Genomic DNA, 14,253 nt, shown 5'->3' with positions numbered 1-14,253 from the left:
TCGGGAGTGCGCTTTAAACAGGCGGGCCATGTCCCGCAACGGTAAATGCCGCCATGTCGATTTTGCAGGCCATCAGAACCTTTTTCTTTTACCTGCTGTTGGGCACCAGTTCCTTTCTCTGGTGCACCCTGAGCTTTTTTATCGCGCCTTTCCTGCCATTCAAGGCGCGCTATCGCTTCATCAACGTCTATTGGTGTCGCTGCGCGTTGTGGCTGTCCAAGGTGTTCCTCAACATCCGTTTCGAGGTCAAGGGCGCCGAGCATGTGCCGGACCAGCCGTGCGTGATTCTGTCGAACCATCAGAGTACCTGGGAGACGTTCTTCCTGTCGGCGTACTTCTCACCGTTGAGCCAGGTACTCAAGCGTGAGTTGCTCTACGTACCGTTCTTCGGGTGGGCGATGGCCATGCTGCGTCCAATCGCCATCGACCGTGACAACCCCAAGGCGGCGCTCAAGCATGTGGCCAAAAAAGGTGACGAGCTGCTCAAGGATGGCGTGTGGGTACTGATCTTCCCCGAAGGCACTCGCGTGCCCTACGGCACCGTGGGCAAATTTTCACGGGGTGGCACCGCCTTGGCGGTCAACGCCAACCTGCCGGTGCTGCCGATTGCGCATAACGCCGGGAAGTTCTGGCCGAAGACTGGCTGGGCCAAGCGTCCAGGCACCATCACTGTGGTGATCGGTGAACCGATGTATGCCGAAGGCGAGGGACCACGCGCCATTGCGGCGCTGAATGACCGCGCGCAAGCCTGGAATCAGGCGCAACAGAGGGCAATGGGTTCGTTGCCACCGGAGCCCATCGTGGTGGACACGCCGGTGATATGAGGCTCTGTGGATAACCTGTGCACGGATTGTTGGCTAATTGGCTTTTTATGCTTATAACCGACTGATTTATATGCATATTTCATTAGCCTATAAAATTTCGAAAAACGTGCATAAGTTTTTTCGGCATTAAAAAACCGGTCCTGGTGACCGGTTTTTTATGCACAGGACAAAAGCTGTCTCAGCAGTCATCCAACAAGGGAAGTCGCAGACTGAACGTAGTGCCCTTGCCAAGGGTACTTTCGCACCTGACATGCCCGTCATGTCGCTCCACGACCGCCCTGACCATGGTGAGTCCCAAGCCCAGCCCCTCGCTGCCCTGAGCGGAATCGAAGCGTCGGTACTGACTGAACAGCTCAGGCAGATCTTCGGCCGCGATACCTGCACCCTGATCGTTGATATTGCATTCCAGCCAGCCCTGGGCGCTGCTGTGGCGCAACGTTACGGTGGTGCCAGACGCAGAATATTTGATCGCGTTCTCCAGCACATTGAACAACGCGCGGGTCAGCAGCGATTGATCGGCTGACACCATGCCTTCGTCGGCCTCATCCAGATCATGGACCAGGTGAATACCTTTGAGATGAGCGATCACCGCTACTTGATCGAAGGCGTCCATCACCAGCATGGCGAACAGGGTCGGCTGGAAGTGATAGCCATCAGCCTCGGCCTTGGCCAGTTGCACGAATGACTCGGTCAGGTTCAAGGCGCGTCGCACCTGTTGTTCAATTTGGGCAAACACCGGGGAATCGTCGCTGTGTATATCCAGCAGCGCAAGAATCGCCGAATGGGGCGCACGTAGATCATGGGACAAGAAGCGCAGCATGGTTTCCCGGTGCTGCTGAGCATAGCGTTCTTTGCTCAGGTCAGTCAGGCTCAGCAACCAGCCCAGGGCAACATCACCTTCTGCCGGGAGCAAAGGCGCAATCTCCATGCGCAGACTGCGCTGATGGATATCGCGAAACTCAATAAGCTCGAGCGCCGAGAGGGCAGGGCGCACGCCATTGTGCAGAGGCGGGTAACCCAGGTCGGCCAGTTGCTCCAACACGTTGTGGCTGACCAGCTCATTGCCGAATACCTCGCGGGCAATCCGGTTGGCCAGCAGGATATTGCCGCGAGGATCAGTAATCAGCGTCGCCACCGGCAGACACTCCAGGCCATCGGCCATAAAACGCCGAGTGTCGCGCGTACGGCTGACGGCTCGCTCCAACGCGAAGATCCGTCCCTGCAACACATCGCCCTTGCTCGCCGGTGCACGCCGGCGCTCCGGCAAGACTTTGGGCTCGTCATCCAGCCGCGCCAGCTCCCAGCCGAAATAAGCGAGGACCGCACTCAAGCGGCGCCAATTCCAGATCAGGTAGCCGAGCAGTAAACCGATCAGGCAGGCGGCAGGTGACCACCACTGGCCCAGGCGCATCAGGGTCAATGAGCCCAACACGGCGGCCGCCATGCAACCCAATGTCATCCACGACGCGTAACGCGGTCGGTAAAGCAGCAAGCCGAGCAGCAGGGCTACGAGCGTGGTCGACAGCAGCGCAGCCAACCAACCTGACACCTGCGCGGTATCTTGCCCTCCCAGCAGGCCGCTCAGTGCGTCAGCCTGGATTTGCATGTCGGCAGAGGATAGCGCGTTGAGCTTGCGAAGGCCGTCATACAAAGGATTATCAAGGGCAAGGAATGGGTTAAGGGACAGATAGGCGGTGACAGGCAACAACAGCAAGCCTATCCACAGCCACTCGCGAACAAGGCCATTGAACAGATGCTGGGCGTGGGTAGGTTGGCGCTTTTCCGGCTGGCCCCATAGCTTCATCAGGGAGCCACCGCAGGCCGGCACGTGATTAAAGATGTCATAGACCTTGGTTTCTCCTTCCAGGCCATGCTCGTCGCAAGCCAACCAATAGACGTGATTTGGGCTCAGTGAAACTTATTTTGAAGTCACTGGATAGAGGCTCAACGTAGCGTACCGGGAATGTGTCGGCGTGGCCTTTTACTTGCCAGCAGTAGCCGGTATCTTTCCTACATGCGCTCAAGCATATATTCCTCAGCTCAGCGTATAGCCAGAAGCGAAGAGCCGTTGAATCTGACCACAATTGTTCAGATTCAGCGGCTGGCATCTGCGCAGTAAGTGCCCTTGTTTGGATGGGCCGTCAGTTGCCATATTTCTCGTGAAGGGACCCACACCATGCGTGTCGCGATATTGGATGACGAACCCGCTGAATTGCGCCGAGTCGAACAGACACTGCGACAGATCCCCGGCACATCGGACCAGCCCTGGTCTGTGCATTGCTTCGAGCGAGGGGAAGACCTGCTGCGCCAACTGCGCCGGGAAAACTTCGACCTGTTGATACTCGACTGGCAATTGCCCGATATCAGCGGTATCGCATTGCTGCGCTGGACCCGTGAACATCTGGAATCACCGCCAGCGGTGATTATGCTCACCAGTCGCGACGCCGAGAGCGATATCGTCGCTGCGCTCAACAGCGGAGCCGATGACTACCTGAGTAAGCCCTTTCGCCCTAACGAGCTTAAAGCACGAGTCACCGCCGTGCTGCGCCGCCATGGTCTGCAAAAGCCCATGACGCCTGAAGTGCAAAGCTTTAACGACCTGACCTTCGACGATGCCGAACTCACCGTGACCCGCGCGGGTAAACCCATCAACCTGACCGAGCGTGAATACCGCCTGGCTAGCTGCCTGTTTGCCAACTTGGCACGACCGTTGTCTCGCGAGTATCTGTATGAGCGGTTCTGGACCCATGAAGAGATGGTGTCGTCACGGCCCTTGGATACCCACATCTATCGCCTCAGGAACAAGCTGGGGCTGACGGCGGATCGGGGTTGGCAGCTGTTGACGATCTATGGGTACGGGTATCGGTTGGAGAGTGTGGGAGTGGCAGCCGAGGGGTAATGTTCCACGTGGAGCATTTGGCAAATTGGAGGTAATAAAAAAGGCCAACGCTGAGCGTTGGCCTTTTTATTGCGGGTTCGCCTGATGTAGGTGGGCAAAGTTAACCGACTTTGACAGATTGAAATATCAGAGGTATACGGCACGTTTGGGCAAAGTTAATCTTCCTATTGGAAGAAGTTAAAGTGCGGAAACCTATTTTTGGCCAAAGTTAGACGCCATGGAAATGAACAACGATTTTAAAATTCGGTGAATTGACAATTTGTCAAAAGAGAATATAAATTTAAACTATATAACTCACTTGTTCAAGTACGTCTTATTGAGTTAATACAAGTCTCTTTCGGCAACTTGTAACTGTCAGCCCTGACACTCACCTCCACCCCATAACTGTACATAAATACAGCCATGTCAGCTAATCCATGACGATCTACGCTGGCCGAAAGCATAGAAGAGGAGCCGCTGCTCAGTCTGGGCAGATACTCCTGCTCCGTCACCATCACGTAATAAAGCGTCGCTAGGCTGAATCGAATGGGCCAGCCTTCTCTGGTCTAGAGGAGGCCTATTGCCCTCTCCATCCATGCGGACAAATTCAACAGACCGCTCTGATAGCTTGGTACCGGCTGCAGAGTACGTTCGCATGTCCACTGATCACCAACGGTACTCTACCGAAAACCAATCAGCAGCCATCCATGCATACGCAATGAGCCATGGCATGGAAATCATCACAACTTACCGAGACGAAGGGAAAAGCGGCCTGGACATCGGCGGTCGTGATGCTCTGCGTAGGCTGCTCGACGACGTCCAGACCGGACATACCCAATTCCAAGTCATTCTTGTCTATGACGTCAGTCGGTGGGGACGCTTTCAGAACACGGACGAAAGCGCCCACTATGAGTATCTTTGCACTAGCTCAGGCATCAAGGTTGTCTATTGCGCAGAGCCATTCGAAAACGACGGTTCGCCTTTGGCAACAATTTACAAAGGCATCAAACGATCAATGGCAGGGGAGTACAGCCGAGAGCTATCCCAAAAAGTTTTCGCTGGTCAGTGCCGCCTGGTCGAAAAGGGGTTTCACCAAGGTGGGCCAGCAGGATATGGATTACGTCGTGCATTGATCGACGAGAAAAACGAATTCAAGGCAGAACTATCAAGGGGCCAGCAGAAGAGCATCCAGACCGACAGGGTCATTTTGATTCCTGGGCCCGAGGCGGAAATTGAGGTAGTTCAGCGCATCTACCATCAATTCGTCCACGACAAAATGAACGAACGTGAGATCGCCAACGCACTCAACGCTGAAGGGCTGATCACCGACTTTAACCGTCCTTGGAGCCGGGGCAGCATCCACCAAGTGCTGACCAACGAAAAATACATCGGTAACAATGTCTACAACAAAACGTCCTCCAAGCTACGTAACCGCATCAGTCGCAACCCACCCGACAGGTGGGTTCGCTGTGATGGAGCATTCCAGGGAATTGTCTCGCTGGAGGTGTTTGCGGTCGTTCGCGAAATAATCTTGCAGCGCTCACATCGCCTGGACGATGCGCAAATGTTGGAACTGCTTCGTACTCTGTTGAAACGGGCGGGTTTATTGTCCGGAATGCTTATCGATGAGCAGGACAACATGCCGTCTAGCACTACCTATATAAGCAGATTCGGCGGGCTTTTACGTGCATACACACTTATCGGTTATACACCCGACAGAGACTATCGATATTTGGAGATCAATCGCTCCATAAGACAGTTGCATCCGACGGTTCTTGAAGATGTTGTCAAACACCTGAAGCAAGTCGGAGCCCAGGTCGAACCCAATCCTAAAAATGACCTACTGACCATCAACGGTGAGTGGACGGCGTCAGTGGTCATAGCGCGCTGCCAGGCGACACCTATAGGAACTCTTCGCTGGAAGCTCAGATTCGATAACAGCTTGGCGCCAGATATCACGATTGCTGTTCGCATGGAGCACACAAATCTGCAGGTGCGGGACTATTACCTGGTTCCCAGAATAGATATGGGGGCATGGCCACAAAAAATGGCCGAGGAAAATAGCCCTTTAATCGACAGCTACCGCTTCACAACGCTGGATGTTCTTGATGGGCTTGCTGCCCGTTGCTCCCTGAAGGAGGCTTGCCAATGACCGTCCCATCAACTTCACGCGAACGTGTCACATTAATTCCAATAGCACAAATTCATATCCTGAACCCTCGAACGAGGAATAAAAAGGTTCACCGTGAGCTCATCGAAAATATCAAAACGGTGGGACTCAAACGCCCCATCACATTAAGTCGAAAAGCCTCGCCGCAAGGCGCGCTCAACTATGACCTTGTGTGCGGACAAGGCCGGCTCGAGGCGTTCCTAGCTCTGGAGGCCACAGAGATTCCAGCATTTGTGATTGATGCTGTCGAAGAAGATTGCCTTGTAATGAGTTTGGTAGAGAACGTTGCTCGAAGGCAACATCGCCCGATAGATCTCATGAACGAGGTTGGACGTTTGAAGGAAAGGGGCAAGACTGATGCAGAGATCGCAATAGTAATTGGTAGCACAGCATCATGGGTCAACATGATCGTTGGGCTACTTGAGCGAGGTGAAGAAAAACTCCTGTCAGCTGTCGAAACCGGTTTGATCCCTTTAAGCATGGCAACCGACATCGCCCGAAGCAGTGAAAGCGACATCCAGAATGTGCTCACTGATGCCTACGAGCGTGGAATAAGAGGAAAGAAAATAACCAAGCTGCGGCACATCCTAGAGCTCCGTGCCAAGAAGGACAAATTTGTGCGCGGGAGCTCATTAGGTGTCAGCCAGAATAAAAAGAAAAGAATGACGCCCGCAGACTTGAGACGACTATTCGAACAGGAAGCCGAACGACAGCGCTTAATGGTAAAAAAGGCCGCCTTTACACACGACCGCGTTGTTTTCGCCATTCAAGCTATCAAAGAACTCTTGTCCGTCAGTGACTTCGAAAAGCTGCTCTCTACAGAGCATCTGAATTTGATGCCGAAACTGATACAGACTCGGCTTCTTGGGAACGGAGGGCAGTTGTGATGTCTGAGCAAAGACTTGAGCCTACTGGCGCTCAGCAGCCTCATCTTCCAAAAAAGGCTTTTTTGGATGACTGCGTTCGAGTCGAAGTGGCCAATATCATACCCCTGAAAATCTCAAGGCCAGCGGTAAAAGAAAGCCTTAAGTACCAACAAATCTTAGCATCAATCCAGGAGGTCGGCCTCGTCGAGCCACCCGCTGTAACACCAGTACCTGGACGTAGTGGGCAATACTTTCTGCTAGATGGCCATCTACGCATTGAGGCGCTGAAAGACCTGGGAGAGTTGGAAGTCGACTGCCTCGTGGCAACCGACGACGACACCTACTCTTACAACAAACGTACCAACAGATTATCAGCCGTACAAAGCAACAAAATGATAGTGCGGGCAATGGAGCGTGGAGTCTCTGCGGAGCGTCTTGGCAAAGCGCTTGGATTATCACCGCAGACCATCAAGCAAAAATTCCGGCTACTGAATGGCATTTGCGCTGAGGCCATTTCGCTTCTGGGTGATACGGACTGCCCAGCGAATGTTTTCCATCATCTGCGTCAGATGAAACCATTGAGGCAAATTGAAGCGGCTGAATTGATGATTGGGAATAAAAATCTCTCTGTACTACTCGCTAAGGCACTTTTGGCTGCAACACCTTCAGACCAATTGGCAGTGCCCAGAAAAAACCAACCTGATCAAATCTCTGCCGAATCAATCGCTCGCCTTGAGCGAGAGCTGGCCGCTCTGCAGATGCAGATCAAAACAGTGGAAGAAGACTACGGGCCTGATGTCCTTCATCTCACAGTCATTAAAGGATACCTGACCAAGCTTCTTGCTAACGCTGCCGTCGTCCGGTGGCTGGCTAGGCATCAACCTGAGTTCCTGAAAGAATTCCAATCCATCGCCGAGTTGACCGAGCTACCTTGGGGAAGTCATGAATCAGATGCTGCGCAACTAGAGCAAGCTGTCGAGACAAAAGAATAATTTCATAGGTCAAGCTGACGGTGGTTTTTTACATCGACATGCTGATACAAGGTAGTGAGTGGTGATGATCGCCTATTTGCGCCAGCGCGGTTCCTATTGTAAGTGCCTGGGGGTGGGATAAAAGCCACCGCTCAGCACCTTCAAAAAGTCGTTAAGTGACTGCCGACCATTGTTACCTTTGAACGTGACGATGACATAGCAACTGCCGCTGGCGGTGAGGAGTATCCAGTAAGGGCTCCTGTGCGCCATCAGGTGGATATCAGAGGTACGAATGCGACGCCCGTCTTCAAACCGTCCTGCACCTGCACGAGTGTGCTTATGCACCACACCGACCGCAGAACACGCCACAATCTCGACTTCTGTCAGGAAGGCAGTCACTGCCATACCGCTGAAATGCCGCTCTGCCGCCGCGAGCCGAAGTTCACCGAAACCTCTTGAGGTTGTCATGTCAGATTCCCTGCCAATGAGGTAGGTAGGCCAGGCAAGGCCGGGTCTAGAAAACCTTAACCACTGTCGCCAGCTCTGCTGATTTACGAGTGCCAGGGCCCAGCAGAAAATACGCGGTATTGCGTGTCTGAAAGCAGAAACCATCCGAGAACGACACCATTGGAGTAGTACGCACCCAGTCTCCCGGCTTAAGCCGTCCTTGGCTGTCCATGACCACCTCGTGCGCATAGATCATGACTGGGAGACGAGCCTCACGCTCCAGCGCTTCCAATAGTGATGGCGGCATCACCAGATCAATCCAGATCCATTGCCTGACTAGACAATACGGCGCATGACCGAAACGCCGCTGGGCGAGTGCTATGGCATCTTCATCGGAAGCATTGTGGCCGAGCATCGAAATGCCCTCGCCATACAACAGCTCTGTGATCGCATCCAGGTTTTTCATGACAGCTAACCTCCGCTGAGCATGTGCATCGTCGACGCCCTGCCCGGCGCATACGTTTAGCACTCGATCTGATAGCACGACTACCTTAGCCGGGCCGATTCTCCACACCGAACAACCCGTCCGCGAGATCCGCCATAGTCAAACAACGAGTTGTCGTCCCCATACTCGCGCCGCTAGCTTTTCGAGGACTTTCGCCGGCAGCACGCCCCAACGCTAATTTGATCAGGGCATCTGTTGATATCAAGGCACCGCGCTGAGTACCTTCAGACGTCACGTGGCCGCCTCTTACCATGGCGCCTTTACTTGCCAAAGAGTTGGTTAGGTGTACTGACTTACTGCCCAAGCGCTCGGCAACTTCTGCGACCACAATGTGCGTGGAGAGAAACATCAGCAGATCCACTACCGAAATGAACACCCTGCGGCTTCTGCCCAAGAACTCAACGCGGGCCCCCAAATGACCTTGTTCCACCCAGGCTTTGATGTTCTCGTGCTTCCAGCGAGTCATCTTGGTGAGATCCGTAATGGTCAGCTCAAACAAGGCAGAGTCTTGCCGCAGATGCCTCAGGATTTCTTCCTGATCGAATCCAAAGGCTGCTAACCCCTGTACTTCAGGAGTTCTTGATACTGGCTTGATCTGACCAGTGAAAATCAGTCGATAGAGTTCACAGGCTTGGTGGTAGGAGAAGCGCTTAGCGCTGATGTCTTCAATCCCGAGGGTTGTGTGGCAAACCACAGGCACCGGCGCTTCAGCGAGCACGTCGATCAGGCGCTGGACATCCCTCTTTAGAAATTCCCCTTTAGCGAACAAGGGCCTGTCGCTTTCCGGCACTCGATTTAGGGTTCCCGATTCCAGTAGGCGTGCGCGCACCCGACGAGTGATGTTGAGGATACGGAGCAAATCCTTGCTGGTGACGAGACCTTCTGCAGCCTGCTGGAGCGCCTCAACTGCTGCGCGGTCGATTAGGCAGAAGTCAACCAACGCCCCCTGTATAACCTTCCCAGGCAACTGGCCAGTCTTCACGTACGACATGATTCGGTCGGGTGAAGAACCAAGCAAACGGGCAGCTTCATTAGCGGTAAACGTAGCCTTTAAGCCCAATAGCTCTGCGCCGATATACTTCATTTTTCGGTTGATCGGAGTATGGGCATGGCCGAGGATGATATTGGTAACGATGGCCCGTAAGGGTGCGTAAGCTGCGGAGTTGAACGAGGCGTTCAGCTCTCTGTACCAAGCCCCCAAATGACGAATGAATTGCCTGGAGTCTGCCTGGTTCGCTGCCTGTACCTTTGCTAGCACAAATGTCCGAAATCCAGTCAATAAATCCTGAGCCATCACATAACAAGCCTGATTGATCTCAACGGCACGTTTAAAATCAATCGCCACATTTTTCCTGTGTGGCACCTTCAAGGTCAGATTGGCGAGAAACAGCAGGAATTTGTCGATGTCCTGCGGGACACCCGGCGCATGGTTCAAACCTGAAAGCACCTGCTGATTCTCGCCGGTGCGCAGGAGGATCGATGAAATCAGGAGGTTGGCGGCATCGGCTGGCAGCGCGGTCGCTAGTGACAGATCGCATCCGCAACCGCATTGAGACACGGCCCCCCGATTTAATTCCAACGACGATTCACATTCCGGGCACTCGGCGATGAGCAATACCTGATGCAGCGGACAGGCCGTAAATAGCTGATGATGCCACACCTGGCGGATATGACCTGATAGCTGCAGGCACTCCGGACAGACGGGGACAAGCTTTCTCAGGAATAGCCCAGCAGCCATCGATCCTTCTACAGCAGGAAACGCTGCCAAACGATCAAGCCGTTGCGCATCTAGCCCATGGTACTGCGCTATGGCAGACCGCTCCCCATCGGTGTAACGGCTTTTTAGCCGGACACCGGGCGGTCGCAAAAGGGCATGGGTAGACCCAAGAAAGTTCTCCTCTGTCAGTCTCAACAGATAGCCGTTTAGGCTTTCGTCAGATATGTCATCGTTTGGTATGAACGCCAGCATGGTTTTTTCCCCTTAGATGCGCACGCCGGCTTCTTGCATGACCTTCGCATAAACCAAGGCCATGTGTTCAACCAATACAGGCTGCTGAATTTCGAAGGGATTGAAGTCGATCAGCCTACCCATCACGGCGCGTTGATAGGCCAAAGTAAACGCTTCATAGCCTGCTACCTTGTCGGCTTGCCCAACCAGTTGCACCTCGCCGAAAAGCTTGTGGATCAGCCCATACCGACCTGCAGAGGCCAAGTACATGCGGCGAGCAAACTCCGCATCATTAAACGCAAACGTGTCCCAGCCATTCTCAGACAGGTGCTCCAGTGCGCTGCCCAGCGCGCTGCGGAAATGCTTGTAATCTGTGCCCTGCCATTGATATGGGTAGTATTCGATGGGGCTCAGGGCTCGATCAGCCAATTGTTCATTTTCCTTGAACAGCCCGAGCAGGGTCGGTAGTCCCGCCAGCACGATGCTGGCTCGCGTCTGATCAAAAATCAGCTTGATGAAGTCAGCAGCCGCACGCACTGTCGTGCGTCCACTGCGCTCCAGCATGTGTTGCGTCTCGTCGAAAATGAGCAGCCGCGTCGACTGCTTGTTGACCGCTTTGATGAAGGCATCGGTCGCCAACACATGATTCCTGAACAGCGCGGTACTCATGCCGATGCTGACCAAACAGGCATCCGGCAAAGCACGCCCGGTGAGATGTTTGGGACTTACCACATAGATAATTTTGCGGTGTCCCAAAGGTTCGCTGGTTGTATGGCTAGCGATGATACTTGCCAACAACTTCGACTTGCCGACGCGGGTGGGCCCGACGATGGGCAGGATCTGTGGATCACCGCTCTCCGTGCGCGCCAAGGCTGATTCAATTTCAGTCTGTACGACGTTAAAACGGTGATGACAGACTAAAGGGTTCATCACTTGGTTCATGGTTGTGCCCTGCGCGGCGCGGGTTCAAAATCATCCTCACTGGAGTCGTCCGCCTTTGGCGATACGAAAGCATCTCGTGGTTGGGACGTGTACTTTTCGAGCTGGCCTGCTATTTCGGCCTTCTCCGAGACTTTTTCGCGCTCACGCAATGCCTTGTTGTTAGCCTTGATTTTTGGACGCCGCTGGCTGTCAGCCGTGAACTGGGCGAGCATTCGGGCATACACGCGCTGATAGTCGTGTCCATTCATCTCAGCGTTGCCACCCGAATAAGCCTTCTTCAACATCTTGGCCACCACGAATGACACCTCTGGGATACCGACGGTTTTATTGTGAAGTCGGATCAGGCTGCCATCGTCAGGATGCACAGCGAAGATCGCGGTGCAATCTTCGGGGTTGTACAAGATGTCGATGGTGCTGATGGCACGCTCGCGCGCCAATGCGGCCATAGCTTGGCTATGGAATTGAAAGCCTTCAAAGTCGACGCCGTAGTGTTGAAGCTGGCGAGTATCCCTGTTCACCTCAAGAAGCAACTTCTTCAGTTGATCGAGGGAGGGTGGCGGCACTGGCAGGAAATTAGACAAGGCCTCATCCATCGCCATTTTGGGGGTCATGGGCTTGCCATATCGAAAGCCAAGCTTCTGATTTGGACGGTGGATGTAGACGTCGGCAACGAATGTCACGATGTGCCGGTAGATCTCTTCGATTGAGTAACAGGCCTCAGCCTCGGCCTTGGCATGACGATTTTTGATTCGTTTGTCCTGGCTCTGCTTAGCACCCGGCATTTTGGTGAAAACACCCTCGTCGGATGCCTTGAAGAATGACTCCACGTGCGGCTTGTCGTCGCCTCGGGCAATCCGAGCGTACTCGATCTGAATCCCCAAGCGCCGTACGATGCCCAAAGATAGGTCGGAGAAATTCTCTGACGCATTGTCGAGAACCACTGTGGAGATGCCGCAAGGCTGCACCCAGTCCGTTACGATGCCGAAACGGTCTTTGAACGCCTGGTCTTTCGGCGCCAGAAAGAACTCGAACACTTTCAACAAGGTGTATTCGCTGGGCTTACCGCCGCTTACATATACGGCGACAGGGTATGAAGCGTGTGCACAAACCATGGCGTACATGGTCAGCTCGGTATAGCGGTTACCGAATTCGTCGCGGCAATACACATCCAATGTCTTAGCGTCGATTTCAACACGCTCAAAGGGCTGCTTCACGTCATAACGCCGGACAGCCTGACGATTCCAAAGATTGAACGTACGAGGATCAAGGCGCCCTTCTTTCACCAAAGAGCTGGGCAATTTCTGGAGAAGACGACTGATCGTCTTTCGATCAATCTGTTCTTCAGCCCCTGATTCTTGGCAGAGGTCTTTCAACTCTTGATTGATCATCGTCGTCACGGACGACAGATTCACCTTATCGTCTTTCATGAACGTCTGAATCAGGACACGTTCTGCGACCTCCTTTGCTCCGGATTTTTTCGCCCACCCGGAACCGCCCCTGCGACTGAAATTTGGGATAAGTCCTTCGAACCCATGACATTTGAATTTGCGCCGGTAATTCTGGATGCTTTTGTTCGAAGGCCTTTTGTGCTGGTGGAGTAAACAAAATGCATCCACACGCTCATTGCACGCTTGATCATCCAGAGATTGGGCATCAAGTGATACCTGTAGCTCGATCAGTTTCTGACGAAAGTCGGCTTCCTCTTGCTCGGTTTTAGACCAAGAGCGCTTTGTAGCCTCGACTTTCCGACCAGGCAATGCAATGTCACCAGAGGCGACCTGATTATAAAAGGCTCGAATATCGACAGCGCGCTCAACACCACCCTTCGCCTCGAGAACGATGTCCCCCAACAGTGGCTTGATGGCCTTGATAACGTAGCAGGTGTCTTGCCATACGACAGCTTGCCCTGCCTCTAAATTAGAGTTCATAACGAATCACCTCAAAGGCTTCCAACGAGCCAAATGCAGGCGCAATTTCAAAATCCATCAGCTCGAACTGGTGTATCTCAAGGTCAAATTTGACAACCCCGAGTAGCACCCCCGCTGCGAGCTGGTAGTTCGCCGGTAAGCCTGTATCCAGGATTTGGCGGACAGGGCCTTTGAGGCGGTCGGGAGTAAGTGTTTGCAAAGGAGCGGCCCACTGCGAGAGAGCAGCCGATGCTTGTGTTAAATAGGGTATGAACAGCTGAACATTTCTGAGGTAGTGACCCTTAAAGTCATCTTCAGAAATAACGATGAAGCGCATGCCTTTACTCAGCAGGGCACTTCTCACCAACCTCAGGAACTCAGTTTGCTCCTCCACAAAAAGACGAGGTTTTACTTCCACGACAACCTGTAGCTCGTCCAGGAGGACGGAAAAATCAGGCGTGTAATACATCGTGCCCTGAGGTTTGATCAGGTGCTTCTCTGGTAACAGATCACCCGTTGATAAATCGAGTGTGAACGGTTGTGCCCGGTAGGAGCGAACTCGGGGATCCAGCTCGAACACCTGAGCAACGGATTGCTCAAGCCGAGACTCCACTCGGATTTCGACATTGCCATTTTTTGCCGAGCACATGACATATGCCCTGCGCGAACGCCTGACCCGTTTTGCAACGTCTCGGCTGAAAGCATGGCTTTTACTGTCAGACTTCATTGGTACACTTCACCAAATAATTGAGCTGTTAGGTATAGCCCGAGGTCGATAGACTGTCAAGATTTGGT

The 14,253-nt window shown here is 53.4% G+C and carries 12 protein-coding genes; 5 read left to right on the top strand and 7 right to left on the bottom strand.

Annotated features, from left to right (window positions below):
• Positions 1-53: 53 nt before the first annotated feature.
• Positions 54-824: a lysophospholipid acyltransferase family protein gene (locus H045_RS21145; protein WP_003233608.1), complete on the top strand. Its 771-nt coding sequence runs from the start codon at positions 54-56 to the stop codon at positions 822-824.
• Between the two features lie 178 nt (positions 825-1,002).
• Here the strand turns inward: H045_RS21145 and H045_RS21140 are convergent, their stop codons facing one another.
• Positions 1,003-2,628: a sensor histidine kinase gene (locus H045_RS21140; protein ID WP_041931674.1), complete on the bottom strand. Its 1,626-nt coding sequence runs from the start codon at positions 2,626-2,628 to the stop codon at positions 1,003-1,005.
• A 372-nt stretch (positions 2,629-3,000) separates the two neighbouring features.
• On the opposite strand from H045_RS21140, the gene H045_RS21135 reads away from it, so the two are divergent.
• The 4 genes from H045_RS21135 (at position 3,001) to H045_RS21120 (ending at position 7,730) form a co-directional block, all read left to right on the top strand.
• A complete protein-coding gene (locus H045_RS21135) occupies positions 3,001-3,723 on the top strand; it encodes a response regulator transcription factor (RefSeq protein WP_003233604.1) in 723 nt (240 codons plus the stop codon).
• Between the two features lie 574 nt (positions 3,724-4,297).
• Complete coding sequence (locus tag H045_RS21130; RefSeq protein ID WP_081602908.1) at positions 4,298-5,854, top strand: recombinase family protein; 1,557 nt, start codon at positions 4,298-4,300, stop codon at positions 5,852-5,854.
• Complete coding sequence (locus H045_RS21125; protein WP_015373383.1) at positions 5,851-6,759, top strand: plasmid partitioning protein RepB C-terminal domain-containing protein; 909 nt, start codon at positions 5,851-5,853, stop codon at positions 6,757-6,759. The genes H045_RS21130 and H045_RS21125 overlap by 4 nt, the downstream gene beginning before the upstream one ends.
• The gene (locus tag H045_RS21120) at positions 6,759-7,730 is read left to right on the top strand and encodes a plasmid partitioning protein RepB C-terminal domain-containing protein (protein WP_015373382.1); all 972 of its coding nucleotides are present in this window, start codon (positions 6,759-6,761) and stop codon (positions 7,728-7,730) included. Before H045_RS21125 ends, H045_RS21120 begins: the two co-directional genes overlap by 1 nt.
• Positions 7,731-7,823: 93 nt before the next feature.
• Here the strand turns inward: H045_RS21120 and H045_RS21115 are convergent, their stop codons facing one another.
• From H045_RS21115 to H045_RS21090, 6 genes are all read right to left on the bottom strand, one after another.
• The gene (locus H045_RS21115; protein ID WP_015373381.1) at positions 7,824-8,177 is read right to left on the bottom strand and encodes a hypothetical protein; all 354 of its coding nucleotides are present in this window, start codon (positions 8,175-8,177) and stop codon (positions 7,824-7,826) included.
• A 46-nt stretch (positions 8,178-8,223) separates the two neighbouring features.
• Positions 8,224-8,622, bottom strand: coding sequence for a DUF6957 family protein (locus H045_RS21110; RefSeq protein ID WP_015373380.1), 399 nt, complete (start codon positions 8,620-8,622; stop codon positions 8,224-8,226).
• An 85-nt stretch (positions 8,623-8,707) separates the two neighbouring features.
• Positions 8,708-10,630 (bottom strand): TniQ family protein, encoded by a 1,923-nt coding sequence (locus H045_RS21105; protein WP_015373379.1) that lies wholly within the window; start codon positions 10,628-10,630, stop codon positions 8,708-8,710.
• 12 nt (positions 10,631-10,642) lie between these two features.
• A complete protein-coding gene (locus H045_RS21100; RefSeq protein WP_041931547.1) occupies positions 10,643-11,551 on the bottom strand; it encodes a TniB family NTP-binding protein in 909 nt (302 codons plus the stop codon).
• Entirely contained in the window at positions 11,548-13,479 is a 1,932-nt protein-coding gene (locus H045_RS21095; RefSeq protein ID WP_015373377.1) for a Mu transposase C-terminal domain-containing protein, read from the bottom strand. The genes H045_RS21100 and H045_RS21095 overlap by 4 nt, the downstream gene beginning before the upstream one ends.
• Positions 13,469-14,185, bottom strand: coding sequence for a TnsA endonuclease N-terminal domain-containing protein (locus tag H045_RS21090; protein ID WP_041931546.1), 717 nt, complete (start codon positions 14,183-14,185; stop codon positions 13,469-13,471). The genes H045_RS21095 and H045_RS21090 overlap by 11 nt, the downstream gene beginning before the upstream one ends.
• Positions 14,186-14,253: the final 68 nt, after the last annotated feature.

This window comes from Pseudomonas poae RE*1-1-14, from assembly GCF_000336465.1.
Lineage (GTDB): Bacteria > Pseudomonadota > Gammaproteobacteria > Pseudomonadales > Pseudomonadaceae > Aquipseudomonas > Aquipseudomonas poae.
The sequence above is the reverse complement of the archived record's forward strand: the minus strand, read 5'-3'. Positions and strand labels throughout refer to the sequence as shown.

Excerpts from the sequence above, each read along its gene's own strand:
- H045_RS21145 (WP_003233608.1), top strand. The coding sequence starts at position 54 with ATGTCGATTTTGCAGGCCATCAGAACCTTTTTCTTTTACCTGCTGTTG.
- H045_RS21140 (WP_041931674.1), bottom strand. The coding sequence starts at position 2,628 with ATGAAGCTATGGGGCCAGCCGGAAAAGCGCCAACCTACCCACGCCCAG.
- H045_RS21135 (WP_003233604.1), top strand. The coding sequence starts at position 3,001 with ATGCGTGTCGCGATATTGGATGACGAACCCGCTGAATTGCGCCGAGTC.
- H045_RS21130 (WP_081602908.1), top strand. The coding sequence starts at position 4,298 with ATGCGGACAAATTCAACAGACCGCTCTGATAGCTTGGTACCGGCTGCA.
- H045_RS21125 (WP_015373383.1), top strand. The coding sequence starts at position 5,851 with ATGACCGTCCCATCAACTTCACGCGAACGTGTCACATTAATTCCAATA.
- H045_RS21120 (WP_015373382.1), top strand. The coding sequence starts at position 6,759 with ATGTCTGAGCAAAGACTTGAGCCTACTGGCGCTCAGCAGCCTCATCTT.
- H045_RS21115 (WP_015373381.1), bottom strand. The coding sequence starts at position 8,177 with ATGACAACCTCAAGAGGTTTCGGTGAACTTCGGCTCGCGGCGGCAGAG.
- H045_RS21110 (WP_015373380.1), bottom strand. The coding sequence starts at position 8,622 with ATGAAAAACCTGGATGCGATCACAGAGCTGTTGTATGGCGAGGGCATT.
- H045_RS21105 (WP_015373379.1), bottom strand. The coding sequence starts at position 10,630 with ATGCTGGCGTTCATACCAAACGATGACATATCTGACGAAAGCCTAAAC.
- H045_RS21100 (WP_041931547.1), bottom strand. The coding sequence starts at position 11,551 with ATGAACCAAGTGATGAACCCTTTAGTCTGTCATCACCGTTTTAACGTC.
- H045_RS21095 (WP_015373377.1), bottom strand. The coding sequence starts at position 13,479 with ATGAACTCTAATTTAGAGGCAGGGCAAGCTGTCGTATGGCAAGACACC.
- H045_RS21090 (WP_041931546.1), bottom strand. The coding sequence starts at position 14,185 with ATGAAGTCTGACAGTAAAAGCCATGCTTTCAGCCGAGACGTTGCAAAA.